Here is a 19858-nt window from a genome sequence, read left to right on the forward strand (position 1 = left end):
GGGGGGGGGGCGGCCGCGCCCCGCCCCCCCCCCCCGCCCCCGTCCTCACCGTGGCCGTGGGCGTGGGCGCCGGCGCGCGGCTGCTATACGCCTACGGCACAGCGCTGCTGCTGATCTGCGCGCTCTGGGTCGGCGCCACCGTGATGCTGGCAGCCTGGGCCGTGCGCCGCAGCATGGCGCCCGCCCGCCGGCTGTCGGAACAGGCGGCGCGCATCCAGCCCGACAACCTGGCCCTGCGCCTGCCACTGCACGACACCGACCGCGAATTGCAGGATTTCGTGCGTTCCTTCAACCGCACGCTGGACCGCCTGCAATCGGCCTACCAGCAGATGGAAGGCTTCAACGCCGACGTGGCGCACGAGCTGCGCACGCCGCTGGCCACCCTGATCAACGGCACCCAGGTCATGCTGTCCTCGCCGCGCGATGCGGCCGAGCTGCGCGACGCGCTGGAGTCCAACCTGGAAGTGCTGGAAGACCTGAAGACCATGGTCAACGACATGCTGTTCCTGGCGCGCGCCGATCGCGGCGAACGCGCCGCCGACCTGTCCGCGATCTCGCTGGCCGCCGAGGCCCGGCGCGTGGCCGAGTACTACGACGCCGCGCTGGAAGAGCGCGGCATCCGCCTGCGCTGCGAAGGCGACGCGGCCGTCGCGGCCAATCCCGGTCTGGTGCGCCGCGCGCTGGCCAACCTGATCTCCAACGCCATCAAGGCCACCCCCGCCGGCCACGAGATCCTGCTGCGCTGCGAGCCCGTCGCCGGCGGCGCGCGCGTGGAAGTGCGCAACCCCGGCGCCTCCATCGCCCCCGCCGACCTGCCCCGCATCTTCGACCGCTTCTTCCGCGCGGGCCAGGGCCGTGCCCCGCGCACCGAAGGCCACGGCCTGGGCCTGGCCATCGTCCGCGCCATCGCCCGCATGCACGACGGCGACGTGGACGCCCGCTCCACCGCCGGCGAAACCGTGATCGGCATCACGCTGCGCGCGCCGACCGACAAACCAGCCGCCACGCCCCAAGCCGCCGACGCGCCGCCCACGCGCCAATAACACAGCCGCGCCACAGGTTCACCACCAGGCCAGCGCCCGCCATCTATCTGTCGCGGCTGCCCAAGCGTCTTGCGGACGCTCCACAGCCCACGGCATCGTTACCTTGAAAATCCAGTGCGTCAATCGTGGCAATTCCGCCCCAAGCCGGGCCGCGCGGAGCCGGCTTTGCCGGGCCGCGGCGGCGCCCCCTTGAGGGGGGAGCGCGTGAGCGCTCGGGGGTGGGCTTCACTTTGCGCGGATCCGGCTTTGCCGGTCCGCAGCGGCGCCCCCTTGAGGGGGAAGCGCCAACGGCGCTTCGGGGGTGGACTTCATTACAGAAAAGTAATCTTTGCGACAGAGCCGGGTCACTCCGGTTTTTCTACATTGCCGTCACCGCCACTCCTGCAAGAAAGGACCATCGTGAAAGGCAATCTGCTCCGCACCTCCCAAGCCGCCGCCTGCGCCGCGCTTCTGGCCATCGGCCTCGCCCTGCCCGCCCATGCGGCCGGCGAACACGGCGGCGGCCATGGCGGCCACGCCATGCCGGCCGCCGCGGCCTCGATCGGCAAGCCCGGCGACCCCGCCCGCGCCACCCGCACCGTGGACGTCGACATGGCCGACAGCATGCGCTTCACCCCCGACCGCATCGAGGTCAAGGCCGGGGAAACCGTGCGTCTGAACGTGCGCAACTCCGGCAAGATCCGCCACGAACTGGTGCTGGGCACGGACGCCGACCTCAAGGCGCACTACGACATGATGATGAAGGACCCCGGCATGCGCCACGAGGAAGCCAACTCCATCTCGCTGGACGCCGGCAAGAGCGGCCAGATCGTGTGGCGCTTCGACAAGGCCGGCACCGTGTCCTTCGGCTGCCTGGAGCCCGGTCACTACGCGGCGGGCATGAAGGGTTCAGTCACTGTGATGTAAGCCCCCCGAAGCGCCACGCGCTTTCCCCCAGGGGCGCAGCTACGGACCGGCGGTGCCGGATCCGTGCTGCCCTGCTCGGGACGGGTGGGGTCCGCGGTGGCGCTCAGGGTTCATGGCAACCATGCCGTGGACGCGAATCGCTCCTCTACGCGGCATCCCATTGAGACAACCCTTGTTCCTGCGCTGCGGATTTTGCGCAGCACCGTGGATGACTAAATGACAGACACACTCCCTCCCATCGGACGCCGCCGCTTCGTTCAGGGCTTGGCCGCCGGCGGCGCGCTGGCGGCGCTGGGCGGCTGGCGCGCGGCGCTGGCGCAGCCCGCGCGGCAGGCGGCCGAACTGCGCGGCACCGAGTTCCATCTGGAGATCGGCGAAACGCCGGTCAATTTCACGGGCGCGACCCGCGTCGGCACCACGGTGAACGGCCAGATTCCCGCGCCGCTGCTGCGCTGGCGCGAAGGCGACACGGTCACGCTGCACGTCACCAACCGGCTGCACGAGCAAAGCTCCATCCACTGGCACGGCATCCTGCTGCCCACCGACATGGACGGCGTGCCGGGCCTGAGCTTTCCGGGCATCGATCCCGGCCAGACCTACACCTACCGTTTCGACGTGCGCCAGAGCGGCACCTACTGGTATCACAGCCACTCCGGCTTCCAGGAACAGACCGGCCTGTACGGCGCCATCGTCATCGAGCCGCGCAGGCGCGACCCGATCGCCTTCGACCGCGAGCACGTGGTGCTGCTGTCCGACTGGACCGACGAAGATCCGATGAGCGTGTTCCGCAAGCTGATGGTGCAGCCGGACTACTACAACCGCATCCGTCCCAGCGTGCAGAGCCTGGCGCGCGAGGCCGAAACCAAGGGCTGGGGCGCGGCCTTGTCGGAACGGCTGATGTGGGAACAGATGCGCATGACGCCGACCGACCTGGCGGATGTTTCCGGCGCCACCTACACCTTCCTGACCAACGGCGCCACGCCGGCCGGCAACTGGACCGGCCTGTTCAAGCCCGGCGAGCGCGTGCGGCTGCGCTTCATCAACGGTTCGGCGATGAGCTACTTCGACGTGCGTATCCCCGGCCTGAAAATGACCGTGGTGGCCGCCGACGGCCAGGACGTGCGGCCGGTGGAGGTCGACGAGTTCCGCATCGCCGTGGCCGAGACCTACGACGTGATCGTCGAACCGGCCGAGGACCGCGCCTACACCATCTTCTCGCAGGCCATGGACCGCTCCGGCTACGCGCGCGCCACGCTGGCGCCGCGCCCCGGCATGCAGGCCGACGTGCCGGCGCTGGACCCGGTCCAGCTGCTGACCATGATGGACATGGGCATGGCCCATGACATGAGCGGCGGCATGGCCGGCATGGATCATGGCGCGATGCCGGGCATGGACCACGCGGCGATGTCCGGCATGAACCATGGCGACGCCGCCGGCTCGGGCGGCATGGTGGAGGTCAAGCACCCCTACCCCGCCGAACGCGGCGTGGGCAATTCCATGCTGCCCGACGTGGTGTCGACCCGGCTGGACGATCCCGGCGTCGGCCTGCGCGACAACGGCAGGCGCGTGCTGACCTACGCCGACCTGCGCTCCATGGTCGAGCCCGCGGACAACACACCACCGACCCGCGAGATCGAACTGCATCTGACTGGCAACATGGAACGCTATATGTGGTCCTTCAACGGCGTGAAGTTCTCCGACGCCAAGCCCATCGTGCTCAAGCATGGCGAGCGCGTGCGCTTCGTGCTGGTCAACGACACCATGATGACCCACCCCATCCACCTGCACGGACTCTGGAGCGATCTGGAATCGGCCGACGGCGCCTTCCAGGTACGCAAGCACACGATTTCGCTCAACCCCGCGCAGCGCCTGACCTATCGGGTCAGCGCCGATGCGCGCGGCAAGTGGGCCTACCACTGTCATTTGCTGTATCACATGGAGGCCGGCATGTTCAGAGCGGTCGTGGTGGAGTAGACGATGCGACACAAGACACAGAACCGTATTCCCGCCGTCGCCCGATGTGCCGCGCTGGCGCTGGCCTCCAGCCTGGCCGGCCCCGCATTGGCGCAATCCGGCGGCATGGACCATGCCAACATGCCGGGCATGAACCATGGCACGGCCACGCCCGCCCCCGCGCCATCCGGTGCAATGGACCATTCCAGCATGCCCAGCATGAACCATGGCGCGGCCACGCCCGCACCGGCATCATCCGGCGCGATGGATCATTCCAACATGCCCGGCATGAACCATGACGCGGCGCCGTCCCCCGCTGCGCCGCCGGTGGGCAGCCTGCCATCCAGCGACGGTTCGGACGCGCGCGGCTACGACACCTATGGCATTCGTCCTCACATGATGATGATGGACAACATGCCGGCGGCGCAGCTGCTGCTCGAGCGGTTCGGCTGGTCGCGCAACCGCGACGGTCAGAACGCGCGCGAGTGGGAGGGCCGCTTCTGGTACGGCACGGCGACCAATCGCCTGACGATCAAGAGCGAAGGCGAGGCCGAGAATGCCAACGGCGGCTCCAGCGGCCGCGTCGAGGCGCTCTGGAGCCACGCGATCACGCCGTTCTGGGACCTGCAGCTGGGCGCGCGCCGCGATTTCGGCACCGGGCCCAAACGCAACTGGGCGGCGTTCGGCATCGAAGGCATGCTGCCTTACCGGATCGAACTCGAAGCGACGGGCTATGTCGGCCCATCCGGGCGCACGGCGCTGGGGCTGAAGGCGGAATACGATCTGCTGCTGACGCAGCGGTTGGTCTTCACGCCCGAACTCGAAGCCAGCCTCTATGGCAAGAGCGACCCCGAGCGTGGCATCGGCTCCGGCCTGTCCTCGGGTTCCCTGTCGCTGCGGCTGCGCTACGAGGTCACGCGCCAGTTCGCGCCGTATGTTGGCGTATCCTTCGAACGGAAATTCGGCCAGACCGCCGACTATGCATCCGCGGCCGGCGCCGGCCGTTCGCAAACCGCGATCATGGCCGGCATACGGTTCTGGTTCTAGAAGGATTGAGCCCCCCCCCGAAGCGCTGCGCGCTTCCCCCCAGGGGGCATGCCTGCGGACCGGCGAAGCCGGCTCCGCGGCATCCCGATAATCGGCGTGCCAGGTTGGGGGGCTGGGATAGTGGCAGTTGAATTTTGATCATAGGAGCATTGATGACCATCGCCCCTCTCGTCCGCCGACTCGCGCTTGCCGCCGCGCTGGGTCTGCCCGGCCTGGCTGCGGCCCAGGCGCCCACGCCCGTGGAGGTCTGGAAGACGCCCACCTGCGGTTGCTGTGAAGACTGGGTCAAGCACATGCGCGACAACGGTTTCGCCGTGACCACGCATGACGTCACGGACACCGGTCCCATCCGCCGCAATGCCGGCATGGCCGACCATGGCTCCTGCCATACGGCGGTCGTCGGCGGCTACGCCATCGAAGGCCATGTGCCGGCCAGCGACGTGCGCCGGCTGCTGCGGGAGAAACCCGAAGCCGCCGGGCTGGCGGCGCCCGGCATGCCGCTGGGCTCGCCAGGCATGGATGGCCCGGAATATGGCGGACGCAAGACGCCGCACGACGTGCTGCTGGTGGACAAACGGGGCGGCTCGACGGTGTTCCAGGCCTATCGCTAAGACCGATTCGTCATTGCCGGCCACGGACGGGACGGGCCGTGGCCACCCAGGGACGGCGCTTGCCGCGTCCGGGGATCCGCGCGTTGAAACAATTCACCCACAACGCGCCAGGGGGTTCTCCTTGCACCGCAGCAAAAATGCGCCACAATCAATCAAACGCATTCCCCACCCCTCCCCAGGCAGTCATGGCACAAATCGTCCTGTTCGAGAACATCCACCCCAGCGCCCGAGCCGTCTTCGAGGCCGCTGGCTACACCGACATCGTCACGCACGCCGCGGCCCTGCCGCCGGCCGAGCTGCGCGGCGCCCTGAAGGGCGCGCAGGTGGCGGGCATCCGTTCTCGCACCCACCTGGACGCCAGTCTGCTGTCCGACAACCCCGACCTGCGCGTCGTGGGCTGCTTCTGCATCGGCACCAACCAGGTCGATCTGGACACGGCCATGCAGCGCGGCATCCCGGTGTTCAACGCCCCCTTCTCCAACACGCGCTCGGTCGCCGAGCTGGTATTGGGCGAAGCCATCCTGCTGCTGCGCCGCATTCCTGAAAAGAACGCGCGCGTGCATCTGGGCCATTGGGACAAGAGCGCGTCCGGCGCTTTCGAAACGCGCGGCAAGACGCTGGGCATCGTGGGCTACGGCAACATCGGCTCGCAGATCAGCACGTTGGCCGAAGGCCTGGGCATGCGCGTGGTGTTCCACGACGTGGAAGCCAAGCTGCCGCTGGGCAATGCGCGCGCCGCCGGCTCGCTGAACGAGCTGCTGGAACAATCCGACGTGGTCACGCTGCACGTGCCGGGTGGCAAGTCCACCGAGAACATCATGAACGCCGAGACCATCGGCCGCATGCGTCGCGGGTCCATCCTGATCAACGCCTCGCGCGGCGCCGTGGTCGACATCTACGCGCTGCACCAGGCGCTGAAGTCCGGCCATCTGGCCGGCGCGGCGCTGGACGTGTTCCCCACCGAACCCAAGGGTCCGGACGAACCGCTGGACAGCCCGCTGATCGGCCTGCCCAACGTGATCCTGACGCCGCACATCGGCGGCAGCACGCAGGAATCGCAGGAGAATATCGGCCGCGAGGTGGCCGAGAAGCTGGTGCGCTTCCTGCAGGCCGGCACCACCAAGGGCGCGGTCAACTTCCCCGAGCTGCCCTACCTGGAGCGCGGCGAGGGCACGCGCATCCTGCACGTGCACCGCAATGCGCCGGGCGCGCTGGGCACGCTGGACAACCTGATGGCGCAGCACGGGCTGAACATCGTCAGCCAGACGCTGCAGACCAAGGGCCAGATCGGCTACGTGATCACCGACGTCGAAGGCCAGGTCGACGACCTCGTGATGAGCACGCTGCGCCAGCACCCCATCACGGTCCGCTGCGACCGGCTGTAGTCCGCGCCAGCCGCAACACAAGCGCCCCATCCGGAGCGCTTTTTTCTTGGCGGCCGGGATCAGGGTTCGGCGGCGGCCGCCAACAGGCATTCGGCGATCTTGCCGCGCATGCTGCCGGGTTCGAACGGCAGCCGCCCGATCAGGCCGATCTCGCGCTGGAACGCGGCCTCGCCCAGCGGCAGCAGACGCAGGCCCGTCATGTCCAGGCGGCGCAACCTTGGCAACAGCGCCACGCCCAGGCCGTGTCGCACCATGTTGGCGATGGCCTCGATCTCGTCCAGCTCCACGGCCTCGTGCACGCGGATGCGGTGCTTCTTCAGGAACAGATCCACCACGCGGCCGCCGAAGGACGCGCGGTCGTAGCGGATGAAGGGCTGCGTGGCCAGCAGTTCGCGCCACGGCGCCTCGGGCATGGCGGCGGGCACGGCCAGCGCCACCGGCTCGGACAGCAGCGGCTGCCAGCCCAGCTCCGGCGGCAGCGCGAAAGGCGGGCGGATCAATACGGCCAGATCGACTTCGCCGGCATCGACCTGCCCCAGCAAGGACAGCGACACGCCCGGCACGATGCGCACGCGCACGTCGGGATACTGGGCGCGGAACAGGCCCAGCGCGCGCACCAGCAGATCCTGCTGCACCGAGGCGATGGCGCCGATGCGCAACGACCCGCTAACGTGCCCCGCGCCGCCGGCGCTGGCCATGCGCTCGGCCATGGCCACCAGCTCCTCGGCCTGCGGCAGCATCTCGCGCCCGTGGGCGTTCAGCACGGCGGCGCGCGCCCCCCGGTCGAACAGCGCCACGCCCAGGTAGTCCTCCAGGCGACGGATCTGCGCGCTGACGGCGGACTGAGTCAGGCCCAGCTGGGCCCCGGCGCCGGTGAAGGTACCGTCCCGCGCCACCGCGATGAAGGTCTTGAACTCTTTGATCACTATCAATATTTTTGATGCTAAGGCACAAAAAATATCGTTTTTCAATCGAAAAAACAATACCTAAACTAGCCGTGCATGCCAAGGCGCGAGCGCCGCGATGCCAGCCGGATCCGACATCCGGCGGCCTCCCGGCAAGCCGCGCCGGCAGAGTTCCCGACTACCCAGCCTCCCTGGAGACTACGCATGACCGCTCAGACCAACCTGCCGCCGTTCCACCTGGCCTTCCCGGTGCGCGACCTGGAAGAAGCCCGCGCCTTCTACGGCGTCAAGCTCGGCTGTCCCGAGGGCCGCAGCTCGCCCGAATGGATCGACTTCAATTTCTACGGCCACCAGATCGTCGCCCACCTGGCGCCCAGCGAGTGCGGCCACAAGGCCACCAGCGCCGTGGATTCGCATAATGTGCCCGTGCGCCATTTCGGCGCCGTGCTTTCCATGGAACAATGGGAAGACATGGCCAAGCGCCTGACCGATGCCGGTACCGAGTTCGTGATCGAACCGTACATCCGTTTCAAGGGCGAGGTCGGCGAACAAGCCACCATGTTCTTCCTCGACCCGTCGGGCAACGCGCTGGAATTCAAGGCCTTCAAGAACCTGGATTCCCTGTTCGCCAAATAATCTCTCCAATCAGGTTTCGTGCCGTTGAACGCAATATCCGCACCACCTTCTCCGGCCGAAACCCCCTGGCGCATCGAACCGCAGGGGGACCGCAGCCTGATCATTTCGTTCGGCGACCAGATCGACGCCGCGATCGGCCGGGCCTGCCTGGCGACGGCGCGCATGTTGCGCGACGCGCGCCTGCCCGGCGTGACCGACGTGGTGCCGTCCTTCTGCACGGTGGCGATCCACTACCGCCCTGATGCCAGCGCCGACAGCCCCAGCCATGGCGCGCTGGCCGAGCGCATCGGCCAGCTGCTGGCCGGCGGCCTCCCGGAAGGCGAGCTGGGCGGCCGCGAGATCGACATCCCCGTCTGTTACGGCGGCGAGCACGGGCCCGACCTGGCCGAGGTCGCCGCCGCGGCCGGCCTGACGCCCGATGACATCATCCGGCTGCACAGCGAACCGCGCAGCATGGTCTTCATGCTGGGCTTCGCGCCCGGCCACGCCTATCTGGGCGTGCACGACGAACGCCTGAACATCCCGCGCCGGCCCTCGCCGCGCACCGCGGTGCCCATCGGCTCGGTGGCCGTGGCCAACCGCCAGACCGTCATCTATCCCAACCGCCTGCCCGGCGGCTGGAACATCATCGGCGCCACGCCGCTGGCCATGTTCGACCCGGCACGCGAACCGGCCGCGCTGCTGCAGCCCGGCGACTCGGTGCGCTTCGTACCCATCGCCGAGGACGAATTCCAACGGCTGCGCGAGGCCGGCGCATGAGCCTGACCGTGATCAAGCCCGGCATGCTGTCCAGCTTCCAGGATCGCGGCCGCGACGGCTACCAGCACCAGGGCATCCCCGCCGCCGGCGCCATGGACGAGCGCGCGCACCGGCTGGCCAATGCACTGGCCGGCAACGAAGACGACCGCGCCACCCTCGAAATCACGCTGACCGGACCGACGCTGCGCTTTGACGCCGCCGCCTGTTTCGCGCTGGCCGGCGCCGATCTGGGCGCGCAGCTCAACGGCCAGGACATCCCCATGCACCGGCCGCTGGTCGCCCGGCCCGGCGACACGCTGGCCTTCGGCGCCCGTCCCGCCTTGGGCGCGCGCGCCTACCTGGCCGTGCATGGCGGCTATGCGCTGCCGCTGGTGATGGGCAGCGAGACCACCTATCTGCGCAGCGGCTTCGGCGGCTTCCAGGGACGCGCCCTGGCCCGTGGCGACGTGTTGCCGCTGCACGCCCCGCTGGACGTCGGGCGCGATCTCGCGGCGCTACAGGAAGCGCTGTGGCAGATCCGCGTCTACCTGCCCGCCACGCTGGCCGGCAAGCGGCGCGACACCATCCGCTTCCTGCCAGGCCGCCACTGGCATGAGTTCTCCGACGCTTCCCGCGCCGCCTTCGCCGGCCAGGCGTTCCGCATCAGCCCGCAGTCCGATCGCATGGGCTACCGGCTGCAGGGGCCCGCGCTGGCCATGGCGCAACCGCGCCAGACGCTGTCGGAAGCGGCCTGCTTCGGCACCGTGCAGGTGCCCTCCGGCGGCGAAGCCATCATCCTCATGGCCGACCGGCAGACCACCGGCGGCTACCCCAAGATCGCGCAGATCGCCTCGGTGGACCTGCCCGCGCTGGCGCAATCGCTGCCCGGCCAGGAGCTGCGTTTCCAGCAGATCGAGCTGGACGAGGCGCAGCGCCTGGACGTCGAGCGCGAACGCGCCTTCGCCCAGCTGCGGGACGCGCTGGCGCCGATGCGCGCGCTGCTCTGACACGATCGACGCCTCCGGGCGCCACCCCACTCCGGACCAGGAAGACCACTATGAATCCCAGCATCGACTTGAACTGCGACATGGGCGAAAGCTACGGCGCCTGGGTGATGGGCAACGACGCCGCCGTGCTGCGCTATGTCAGCTCGGCCAACATCGCCTGCGGTTTCCACGGCGGCGACCCCGCCACCATGCGCAAGACCGTGGCCGCCGCCCTGGCCCAGGGCGTGGCGCTGGGCGCGCATCCCGGCCTGCAGGATCTGTCCGGCTTCGGCCGCCGCGTCATCCCGACCAGTCCGCAGGAAGCCTACGACCTGGTGGTCTACCAGCTCGGCGCGCTGGCGGGCGTGGCCGCCTCACAGGGCGCGCGCCTGCACCACGTGAAGGCGCACGGCGCGCTGTACAACATGGCGGCCAAGGATGAAGGCCTGTCGCGGGCCATCTGCCAGGCGGTCAAGGACGTGGACGGCACGCTGGTGCTGTACGGGCTGGCGGGCAGCCGGCTGGTGAGCGTGGCGCGCGAGATCGGCCTGGCCGCCGCCAACGAGGTCTTCGCCGACCGCAGCTACCAGGACGACGGCTCGCTCACGCCGCGTGGCAAGCCCGGCGCCATGATCGAGGACGTGGATCTGGCCGTGGCGCAGGTGGTGCGCATGGTGCGCGAGGGCAAGGTGCGCTCGGTGGACGGCAAGGACGTGGCGGTGCAGGCGGACACGCTCTGCATCCATGGCGACCAGCCCAACGCGCTGGTGTTCGCCAGCGGCATCCGGCAGGCGCTGGAAGACGCCGGCATCGAAGTGCGCGTGCCGCGCGCCTGAGCTACCCGCGATCGGAACCTGCCGCGGGCAGGTCCGGCAGGCTCAGGGGCGGCGCAGAACCAGGTCAGGCCCGCCGCAGCCGCGGCGCCTGTTCCTCGGCATCCTGTTCCGAGGCACGGCGGTAGGCCTGCAGGATCCCGGGCAGCACATCCTGCACATAGCCGCGCGTCAGCTCGGCCGCGCGCTCGAAATCACGCCCGTCCAGGGCCTCGATGATGCCCGAGGTATAGCCGTGGATGCCGCCCCGCTCCATCGACTGGCGCGCCAGCAGGTAGCGCAGCGGCTCGACCTGCTCGTACAGCTTGGCCAGCGTGCTGGCCAGCGGCGCGTTGCCGGTATGGCGGGCCCCGGCCAGATAGAACTCGCGCAGGCCGCCGATGTAGGCGCGCACGTCGCGCCGCGTCAGGGCGGTGGCGACGACCTCTTCGTAATCGCGCAGTTCGGCCACCAGCGGCGCCAGATCGTCCATCTCGGCGACCTGGCGGATGCAATAGGCCTCCAGCTCCGCGCGCAGCAGATAGAGATGGCGTATCTGTGTTTCGGAATAGAGCGTTACCCGGAATCCCTTGCGCTGCACATGCGTCACCAGGCCGCTCAACTCCAGCAACCGCAACGCTTCCCGGATGGGGCTGCGGCTGGTGCCGAAACGCTGCTCCAGTTCCTGTTCCCGCAAGGGCTGCCCGGGCCTGATAGTGCCGTCCACTATCAGTTCACGAATCTGTTCCTGTAGGAAATACGGAATCGTGGCGGGCGCTTTGACGTCCAATCGGCTCCCCTTGTTACTGCGTGATGCGTGTGTGAGATGCGAGAAGATACTCGAAATTTATTGAAACACAAATAGGAAAATTGTTGCAGAGCATGGACACATTCCGGAACGGGATCAATCCCAATCATCGCGGTACACGAACTTGGGCATCTGCCAGTTGAAGCGCAGCGCCAGCAGCCGCAGCGCCAATCCCACGGGCAGGGCGATCAGCACGGCGGCATTCGCGTTCAGCCCGAGCGCCTGCGCGCCCAGGTACAGAGCGCCCGTCACCACCGACACGCTGGCATAGAGTTCCTTGCGGAACAGCAGCGGCACTTCGTTGCACAGCACATCGCGCAGCACCCCGCCGGCGCAGCCGGTGATCATGCCGCTGATGATCACCACGGTCACCGGCAACTGCATCAACTGCGCCACCTGGCAGCCGATCACCGTGAACGCCACCAGGCCCAGCGCGTCGGCCAGCAGGAACAGGCTGCGCAGGCGCCGCATCACCGGGGCGATCAGGGCCGTCAGCAGTGCCGCCCCGGCGGTCATCCACAAATATTCGGGATGGATCACCCAGGTCAGCGGGTAGTGGCCCAGCAGCACATCGCGCAGCGAACCGCCGCCCAGCGCGGTGACGCAGGCGATGATGCAGACCCCCATCCAGTCCATGTCGCGGCGGCCGGCGGACAGCGCCGCCGTCATGGCTTCCGCCACGATGGCCACCAGGTACAGCGTATGCAGCAGGACGGGTGAAATATCGAAAAACATGGAACGGGCCGAGGAAATCGAGGCTCCCATTGTATTGAGCCGGCACGCCGGCCAGGAACCGGATCGCAGCGGCCGGATCCGTCGGCGGCCGTCCACACGTTGACCTGGGTCAAGCCTGGCCGGGGCGGACGGCGGGACAATGAAGGCGTGCCCGCGAGGGCGGCACAGGCCGGACCGCGGATGCGGGATCCGCTGCCCCGGCCCCAATACGGGAGAAAACCTATGTCCAAGCAAACCGGCCCCATTCTTCTGGCCACGGACCTGAGCGCGCGGGGCGACCGCGCGCTGGACCGGGCGCTGCAGTTGGCCAAGGAACGCGGCACCCAGCTGATCGTGCTGCACGTCATGGAATCGCACGGCGGCACCGCCAGGCTGACCACCCCCGTCTGGCGGCGCCTGTCGGCCGATCACAAGGCGCTGGCCGAACGCGAACTGGCCGAGGACCTGGCGGCTTCGGGCGTCTCCACCGAAGTGGTGGTGGTCTCGGGCGACCCGCTGGCCCGCATCCTGGAAACCGCCGACGCCTATGGCTGCTCGCTGATCGTCACCGGCACGGCGCGCGACGAGACCCTGGGCCGGCTGCTGCTGGGCACCACGGTCGAGAAGCTGGCGCGCCAGGCCCGCCAGCCCGTGCTGGTCGTCAAGAACCGCCCGCGCCGGCCCTACCGCGACGTGCTCGTGGCCACCGACTTCTCGGCCGGCTCGCGGCAGGCGCTGCGCGCCGCGCTGTATCTGGTGCCCAAGGCGGACCTGACGCTGTTTCATGCCTACGACGTGCCCTTCCAGGGCAAGAACGTGCCTGACGAAGCCGTGACGCGCAATTTCTACAAGGCGGCGGAACAGAATTCCAAGGAATTCCTGGCCGAAACGCCCGAACTGGCCGAGCGCGCCAGGCCCAAGGTGGTGCTCGAATGCGGCCAGCCGGAGACGGTGCTATCGGAGTATTCGTTCAACCACCGCTCAGACCTGGTGGTCACCGGCACGCACGGCCGCACCGGCATCCTGCGCACCGCCATCGGCAGCGTGGCCGAACGACTGCTGGAGTCGCTGCCCAGCGATGTGCTGATCGTGCGCCTGACCGCCGGGGAATAGGTCCACCGCCGGCGACGGCCCGATCATTGGCTGTCGCCGCCCCTGACCATGTCCTCGATGCGATCGCGCAGCAGGTACAGCAGCACCAGGCCGGGCACGGCGATCAGCACGGTGATCAGGAAGAAGCCCGGCCAGCCGAACAGCTCAACCAGCGGCGGCGTGAGCGGTCCGGCCAGATAGGTGCGCCCCACCGCCGACAAGGCCGACAGCAGCGCGAACTGCGTCGCCGAGAAGCGCTGGCGGCACAGCGCCATCAGCAGGCCCACGAAGGCGGCGGTGCCCAGCCCGCCGCACAGGTTCTCCAGGCCCACGCCGGCGGCCATGAGCCACAGGCTGCGCGGGCTGACGGCGATCAGCCAGTACGCCAGGTTCGACACGGCCTGCAACAGGCCGAAGACCATCAGCGAGCGGTACAGCGTCCAGCGCGCCATCAGCATGCCGCCGGCCAGCGCGCCCACCACGGTGGCGGCGATGCCCATGATCTTGTTGACCGTGCCGACCTCGGTCGGCGAATAGCCCACGCCGCGCAGCAGGAAGGTGGTGGACAGCGCGCCGGCGAACGCGTCGCCCAGCTTGTACAGCACGATCAGCAGCAGCACGGCCAGCGCGCCGCGCCGCGTGAAGAACTCGCGCAGCGGCTCGGCCACCGCCTGGCGCAGGCTGCGCGGCGGCGGCGCCAGCACCTCGGGCTCGGGCGCCCACAAGGTGGCCAGCGCGCAGGCCAGCATCAACGCGCCCATCAGCATGTAGGTATAGCCCCAGCCCAGCCATTGGTCCGCCAGGATCAGCGCCAGCCCGCCGGACACAATCATGGCCAGCCGGTAGCCCATGACCTTGATGGCCGCGCCCGCGCCGCGCTCGTCCTTACGCAGCACGTCGGTGCAATAGGCGTCGAAGGCGATGTCCTGGGTGGCCGACAGAAAGGCCACGGTCACGGCCAGCAGAGCCAGCGGCAGCAGCGCCGACGACGGCGACAGCAGGCCCATCGCCATGATGCCCAGCGCCAGCAGCACCTGCGTCAGCAGCATCCAGCCGCGCCGGCGGCCCAGCAGCGGCGGCGCATAGCGGTCCACCAGCGGCGCCCAAAGGAATTTGAGGGTATAGGCGGTGCCGACCAGGGTCAGGAAGCCGATCTGCTGCAGCGGCACGTTCTCCACCGTGGCCCAGGCCTGCAGGGTGCCGCTGGTCAGCGCCAGCGGCAGTCCGCTGGCAAAGCCCAGCACCAGCAGGGGCGCGACTCGGGGACTGGCGTAGACATTGGCTGCGGCGGTAATGGCAATCTCCTGGAACTGGCCGCGCCGCGCGCCGTGCATGGACAACAGGCACGCGCTCTCGGCGTGCCGCAATTGTAGGACGTGGCGGGCGGCGGCGTCAGTCCGTCAGTAACGGATCCGGCGCCGGCTGTTCCGTGCGTGGCGGGCCGCCCGCGAGGACGCGCCTAGTCCGCCGCGAAGCGGTAGACCGCCAGCGTGCTGCGCCAGCTGGGCATCAGCTTCACTTCACGCGCCTCGTTGAAGGTGGCGCGTTCCAGGATGCGCAGGCCCAGCTCGCCGGCCAGCTGCTCGAAATCGCGCAGCGTGCACAGATGGATGTTGGGCGTGTTGTACCACTGGTAAGGCATCTGCCCCGTCACCGGCATGCGGCCGCGCAGGATGGCCCAGCCGTGCGGCCAGTAGCCGAAGTTGGGAAACGAGACCACGCCGTGCCGGGCCACCCGCGCCATCTCGCGCAGGATGTGCTCGGTGCGGTGCATGGACTGCAAGGTCTGCGACAGCACCACGGTGTCGAACTGCTTGTCGTCGAACAGCGCCAGCCCGTCTTCCAGGTTCTGCTGGATCACTTCCACGCCACGCCGCACGCAGGAGATCACGCAGGTGTCGTCCAGCTCGACGCCGGCGCCGCGCACCTGGCGATGGTCGCGCAGGTGCGCCAGCAGCGCGCCGTCGCCGCAACCCAGGTCCAGCACGCGGCTGCCCGGCTCGATCCAGCTGGCGATGCGGGCCAGGTCGGGCCGCAGCGCGTCGGCGGCATAGCGCGGGGTGGCGGTCGTCATGCGGAAAGTCCTTGGTTCTGCGCGGCGGCGTCCAGCTTCAGCTCGCGGGCGATGCGCTCGTAGTAGCCGCGCACCACCGCGTGATAGCGGGCATCTTCCAGCAGGAAGGCGTCGTGCCCGTGCGGTGCGTCGATCTCGGCGTAGGTGACCGGGCTGCCGTTCTTGAGCAGGGCGCGCACGATCTCGCGCGAACGCTCCGGCGGAAAGCGCCAGTCGGTGGTGAACGAGACCAGCAGGAAATTGGCCTGCGCCGGCGCCAGCGCGCGCGCCAGATCGCCGCCGGTGGCGCGGGCCGGATCGAAGTAATCCAGCGCGCGCGTGATCAGCAGGTAGGTGTTGGCGTCGAAATAGCGGGTGAACTTCTCGCCCTGGTAGCGCAGGTACGACTCCACCTCGAACTCGACGTCATAGCCATAGTGGTAGGCGCCGTTCTCGCCCGGCGCGCGCTGGGCGCGGCCGAACTTCTCGGCCATGTCGTCGTCGGACAGATAGGTGATGTGGCCGATCATGCGCGCCACCGACAGGCCGCGGCGCGGCACCGTCTCCTGCGCGTAGTAGTCGCCGCCGTGGAAGTCGGGGTCGGTGATGATGGCGCGGCGCGCCACCTCGTTGAAGCCGATGTTCTGCGCCGACAGGCGCGGCGTGCTGGCGATCACCAGGCAGTTGGCCACGCGCTCGGGCAAGGTGATGGCCCAGCTCAACGCCTGCATGCCGCCCAACGATCCGCCCATGACGGCGGCGAAGCGCGCGATGCCGAAGTGGTCGGCCACGCGCGCCTGCGCCTGCACCCAGTCCTCCACGGTCAGCACAGGAAAGGCAGCGCCCCAGGGCTTGCCCGTGGCCGGATTGATGCTGGCCGGGCCGGTCGAGCCGAAGCAGGAGCCCAGGTTGTTGACGCCGATCACGAAGAACACATTGGTGTCCACCGGCTTGCCGGGACCGACCATGTTGTCCCACCAGCCGACATCGCTGGGCGTGTCCGCCGCCTGGCCCGCCACGTGATGCGAGGCGTTCAGCGCATGACAGATCAGCACCGCGTTGCTGCGCTCGGCATTGAGCGTGCCGTAGGTCTCGACCGCCAGCTCATAGGCGGCCAGCGACTGTCCGCTGGCCAGCGGCAGCGGCTCGTCGAAACGAAGGAAGACGGGAGAAACGAGGCCGACGGAGCCGGGATCAACGGCGTCGGATCGCGTAAGGGTAGCGGGCGCGAACCCGCTGGCCGAATCACCGGCCGGATTCTGGGCAGGAGTGGTCATACAGACCTCTTTAGCTGGATTTATTGGAAGGCGCCCGCAAGCGGATCAGGCAAATCGGCGCCGAATTAGATAATGCCGGAGCATTCTAGCACTGCTTGCCAGCGGCTTTGAAGCCGCTGCGCGGCATTGCCGCGAAGCGCCAACGCATCCATCCCACAGATGCATTCTCATCGCGGGCACACGATCCGCCCCCAAGCCAGCTGGCCGCCAAACAGAAGAAACGCGCCTCATCGCGGCACGCCCTCCCAAATCCAGGCCGCACGGATCCGGCTCCGCCGGTCCGTAGCGGCGCCCCCTGGGGGGAAGCGCCGCAGGCGCTGCGGGGGGGGACTCTACCCCCAGGGTTGATTGCCCAGATACTCGTATGCCGCCGTGTTCACGCGCGAAATCCGCCATTCGACCGGCTGCCGGTTGTAGGAGTACGCCACGCGCCGGATCTCCAGCAGCGGCTCGCCTTCCTGCACGCCCAGCCAGCGCGCCTGCGCGCGGTCCGCCAGGCCCGCGCGCAACCGTTCGTCGGTGCCGATGACGTTCACCCCGAACACGTCCTGGTACAGCGCGTACAGCGTGCTGGGCCGCTCGCGCAGGTGCGCTTCCGTCAGGCCGGGAAAGCGCGATTCAGGCAGGCAGATCTCGTCCGTCATCACCACGTCGCCGTTGAGCGACAGCAGGTTCACGAATTCGAACACCTGCGCGCCGGCCGGCAGCTCCAGCTTCTCGCGCGCGGCGGCCGAGGCGCGCACGCGCCGGAAACGCAGCAGCTCGGTGACGGGATAGCTCTTGTGCCCGTCCTGCCGCAGGATGCGGAAGAACTTGAAGAAATGATGGTTGCGCGTATGCGCGGCCACATAGGTGCCGCGTCCCTGGTGGCGCACCAGGATGTTCTCGGCCGCCAGTTCGTCGATGGCCTTGCGCAGCGTGCCGATCGACACGCCGAAGCGCTCGGCCAGGAGTTTTTCCGGAGGGATGGCGTCGCCCTGCTTCCATTCGCCCTGCGCCAGCGCGGCCAGCACGGCTTGCTTGACCTGCTCGTACAAGGGACTGCCCAAAGACTCAGTCGCAGACAGGCTGGTGTTCATGGATGCGTCGCAGTGATCAAGGAGCCGACAGTGTAGCGGCGGCCAAACCCGACGCTCAAGTGTGGCATCTTCATTCATATAATTCATATATATGATTTAGTTGACATACGATAAACGCGGCCATAAGATTTGCCGGACGTTGTTATCCGCGCACCGGGCGGCAGCGCCCGCGGCGCCCGACACCAGGAGAGCAAGACCATGATTCACGCCGTATTGCACGATGCGAAGGACACCGTGGCGGTCGCCGTGGTGGAAGGCCTGACGGCCGGAACCGAACTCAGCGCCTGGATCATGGACGAGGACAGGATCGTCCATGTGCGCGCCTCGCAGGACATCCCCATTGGCCACAAGGTCGCCATGAAGGACATGGCCGTGGGCGACACGGTCTACAAGTACGGCGTGGACATCGGCCGCGTGGTCGCGCCGATCCAGGCCGGCCAGCACGCCCACGTGCACAACATCAAGACCAAGCGCTGGTAGCCCGCGGCTCCCGCCCACGCACAGAGGAATCCGCCATGTCCCTCATCACCGCTTCCACCACCTTCCAGGGCTATCGCCGCGACAACGGCCGCGTCGGCGTGCGCAACCACGTCATCGTGCTGCCCGTGGACGACATCTCCAACGCGGCGGCCGAGGCCGTCGCCCACAACATCAAGGGCACGCTGGCCCTGCCCCATCCCTACGGCCGGTTGCAATTCGGCGAAGACCTGGAGCTGCATTTCCGCACGCTGATCGGCACCGGCTGCAATCCCAACGTCGCGGCCGTCGTGGTCATCGGCATCGAGGAAGGCTGGACCCGCCGCGTGGTCGACGGCATCGCCGCCACCGGCAAACCCGTGGCCGGCTTCAGCATCGAGCTGCACGGCGACCACGACACCATCATGCGGGCCTCGCGCCAGGCCAAGGAATATGTGCACTACGCGACCTCGCTGTCGCGCAGCGAGTGCCCCATCGCCGATCTGTGGGTCTCGACCAAATGCGGCGAATCGGACACCACCTCGGGCTGCGGCGCCAACCCCACCGTGGGCAACGCCTTCGACAAGCTCTACGCGCTGGGCTCCACGCTGGTGTTCGGCGAAACCTCGGAGCTGACCGGCGGCGAGCACATCGTGGCCGAACGCTGCGCCAACGACGCGGTGCGCGAGCGCTTCATGTTCATGTTCAACCGCTACCAGGCCATGATCGACCGCTGGAAAACCAGCGACCTGTCCGAATCGCAGCCAACCAAGGGCAACATCGCCGGCGGCCTGACCACCATCGAGGAAAAGGCGCTGGGCAACATCCAGAAGATCGGCAAGCGCTGCCGCGTCGACGGCGTGCTGGACAAGGCCGAGATTCCGGACGGTCCCGGACTGTGGTTCATGGACTCGTCCTCGGCGGCGGCCGAGATGGTGACGCTCTGCGCGGCCTCGGGCTATGCCGTGCATTTCTTCCCCACCGGGCAGGGCAACGTGATCGGCAACCCGATCCTGCCGGTCATCAAGATCTGCGCCAACCCGCGCACGGTGCGCACCATGTCCGAGCACATCGACGTGGACACCAGCGGGCTGCTGCAACGCGAGATCGACCTGGACCAGGCCGGCGACCAGCTGCTGGCCTGCATGCTGGCCACCGCCAACGGCCGCTGGACGGCGGCCGAGGCGCTGGGCCATCGCGAGTTCGTCCTGACCCGCATCTTCGAAAGCGCCTGAACCCGGCGTCGCGCGCGGCCCGGCGATAGAAAAAGGGCCACGCCGCTTTCCCTTCCCGGGCCGGCCGCCCCCCGCCCCGCGGCCACAACCACCAAACCAAAAAAAAACCAAAAACAAACACA

20 protein-coding genes and 1 riboswitch are annotated in these 19858 nt (G+C 68.5%); of the genes, 13 read left to right on the top strand and 7 right to left on the bottom strand.

Going from position 1 to position 19858, the window contains the following annotated elements:
* The 6 genes from ACEU5R_RS29360 to serA all read left to right on the top strand — a co-directional run.
* Positions 1–1043: heavy metal sensor histidine kinase (locus ACEU5R_RS29360; RefSeq protein WP_392413319.1), on the top strand; the 1043-nt coding region annotated here is incomplete at its 5' end.
* Positions 1044–1442: 399 nt separating this feature from the next.
* Entirely contained in the window at positions 1443–1949 is a 507-nt protein-coding gene (locus ACEU5R_RS29365) for a plastocyanin/azurin family copper-binding protein (protein ID WP_392413321.1), read from the top strand.
* A gap of 216 nt (positions 1950–2165) precedes the next feature.
* Positions 2166–3923, top strand: coding sequence for a copper resistance system multicopper oxidase (locus tag ACEU5R_RS29370; RefSeq protein WP_392413323.1), 1758 nt, complete (start codon positions 2166–2168; stop codon positions 3921–3923).
* Positions 3924–3926: 3 nt separating this feature from the next.
* The gene (locus ACEU5R_RS29375) at positions 3927–4949 is read left to right on the top strand and encodes a copper resistance protein B (protein ID WP_392413325.1); all 1023 of its coding nucleotides are present in this window, start codon (positions 3927–3929) and stop codon (positions 4947–4949) included.
* A 152-nt stretch (positions 4950–5101) separates the two neighbouring features.
* A complete protein-coding gene (locus tag ACEU5R_RS29380) occupies positions 5102–5560 on the top strand; it encodes a DUF411 domain-containing protein (protein WP_103272223.1) in 459 nt (152 codons plus the stop codon).
* Positions 5561–5745: 185 nt separating this feature from the next.
* The gene (serA, locus tag ACEU5R_RS29385; protein ID WP_392413327.1) at positions 5746–6945 is read left to right on the top strand and encodes a phosphoglycerate dehydrogenase; all 1200 of its coding nucleotides are present in this window, start codon (positions 5746–5748) and stop codon (positions 6943–6945) included.
* A gap of 59 nt (positions 6946–7004) precedes the next feature.
* Here the strand turns inward: serA and ACEU5R_RS29390 are convergent, their stop codons facing one another.
* Positions 7005–7871 carry a LysR family transcriptional regulator gene (locus ACEU5R_RS29390; protein WP_103276295.1) on the bottom strand — a complete coding sequence of 289 codons (867 nt, stop codon included), beginning with the start codon at positions 7869–7871 and terminating at the stop codon, positions 7005–7007.
* A 183-nt stretch (positions 7872–8054) separates the two neighbouring features.
* Here ACEU5R_RS29390 and ACEU5R_RS29395 point away from each other — a divergent pair, with 183 nt between their 5' ends.
* The 4 genes from ACEU5R_RS29395 to ACEU5R_RS29410 are packed head-to-tail and all read left to right on the top strand — an operon-like array spanning position 8055 to position 11046.
* Complete coding sequence (locus ACEU5R_RS29395) at positions 8055–8486, top strand: VOC family protein (RefSeq protein ID WP_103272221.1); 432 nt, start codon at positions 8055–8057, stop codon at positions 8484–8486.
* 24 nt (positions 8487–8510) lie between these two features.
* Positions 8511–9245 carry a 5-oxoprolinase subunit PxpB gene (gene pxpB / locus ACEU5R_RS29400; protein ID WP_392413330.1) on the top strand — a complete coding sequence of 245 codons (735 nt, stop codon included), beginning with the start codon at positions 8511–8513 and terminating at the stop codon, positions 9243–9245.
* Complete coding sequence (locus ACEU5R_RS29405) at positions 9242–10231, top strand: biotin-dependent carboxyltransferase family protein (RefSeq protein WP_392413331.1); 990 nt, start codon at positions 9242–9244, stop codon at positions 10229–10231. The genes pxpB and ACEU5R_RS29405 overlap by 4 nt, the downstream gene beginning before the upstream one ends.
* Before the next feature lie 50 nt (positions 10232–10281).
* Positions 10282–11046, top strand: coding sequence for a LamB/YcsF family protein (locus ACEU5R_RS29410; protein WP_103272218.1), 765 nt, complete (start codon positions 10282–10284; stop codon positions 11044–11046).
* Between the two features lie 64 nt (positions 11047–11110).
* On the opposite strand, the gene ACEU5R_RS29415 is transcribed toward ACEU5R_RS29410, so the two are convergent.
* Positions 11111–11812: a GntR family transcriptional regulator gene (locus tag ACEU5R_RS29415; protein WP_103272217.1), complete on the bottom strand. Its 702-nt coding sequence runs from the start codon at positions 11810–11812 to the stop codon at positions 11111–11113.
* 114 nt (positions 11813–11926) lie between these two features.
* Positions 11927–12565, bottom strand: coding sequence for a trimeric intracellular cation channel family protein (locus tag ACEU5R_RS29420; RefSeq protein WP_103272216.1), 639 nt, complete (start codon positions 12563–12565; stop codon positions 11927–11929).
* 222 nt (positions 12566–12787) lie between these two features.
* Here ACEU5R_RS29420 and ACEU5R_RS29425 point away from each other — a divergent pair, with 222 nt between their 5' ends.
* Positions 12788–13657, top strand: coding sequence for a universal stress protein (locus ACEU5R_RS29425; RefSeq protein ID WP_103272215.1), 870 nt, complete (start codon positions 12788–12790; stop codon positions 13655–13657).
* Between the two features lie 23 nt (positions 13658–13680).
* Here the strand turns inward: ACEU5R_RS29425 and ACEU5R_RS29430 are convergent, their stop codons facing one another.
* From ACEU5R_RS29430 to ACEU5R_RS29445, 4 genes are all read right to left on the bottom strand, one after another.
* Positions 13681–14970, bottom strand: a complete 1290-nt coding sequence (locus ACEU5R_RS29430) for a muropeptide transporter (protein WP_103272214.1) — start codon at positions 14968–14970, stop codon at positions 13681–13683.
* Between the two features lie 125 nt (positions 14971–15095).
* Entirely contained in the window at positions 15096–15710 is a 615-nt protein-coding gene (gene metW / locus ACEU5R_RS29435) for a methionine biosynthesis protein MetW (protein ID WP_103272213.1), read from the bottom strand.
* Positions 15707–16966, bottom strand: coding sequence for a homoserine O-acetyltransferase (locus ACEU5R_RS29440; protein ID WP_103272212.1), 1260 nt, complete (start codon positions 16964–16966; stop codon positions 15707–15709). Before ACEU5R_RS29440 ends, metW begins: the two co-directional genes overlap by 4 nt.
* Positions 16956–17037: riboswitch (SAM riboswitch) on the bottom strand. Its footprint overlaps the gene before it by 11 nt.
* Positions 17038–17298: 261 nt before the next feature.
* Entirely contained in the window at positions 17299–18045 is a 747-nt protein-coding gene (locus ACEU5R_RS29445) for a GntR family transcriptional regulator (RefSeq protein WP_103272211.1), read from the bottom strand.
* Between the two features lie 198 nt (positions 18046–18243).
* Here ACEU5R_RS29445 and ACEU5R_RS29450 point away from each other — a divergent pair, with 198 nt between their 5' ends.
* Positions 18244–18525: a UxaA family hydrolase gene (locus ACEU5R_RS29450; protein ID WP_103272210.1), complete on the top strand. Its 282-nt coding sequence runs from the start codon at positions 18244–18246 to the stop codon at positions 18523–18525.
* Between the two features lie 35 nt (positions 18526–18560).
* Entirely contained in the window at positions 18561–19736 is a 1176-nt protein-coding gene (locus tag ACEU5R_RS29455; RefSeq protein ID WP_392413335.1) for a UxaA family hydrolase, read from the top strand.
* Positions 19737–19858 lie beyond the last annotated feature (122 nt).

Source organism: Achromobacter sp. 413638, assembly GCF_043119405.1.
GTDB lineage: Bacteria > Pseudomonadota > Gammaproteobacteria > Burkholderiales > Burkholderiaceae_B > Achromobacter.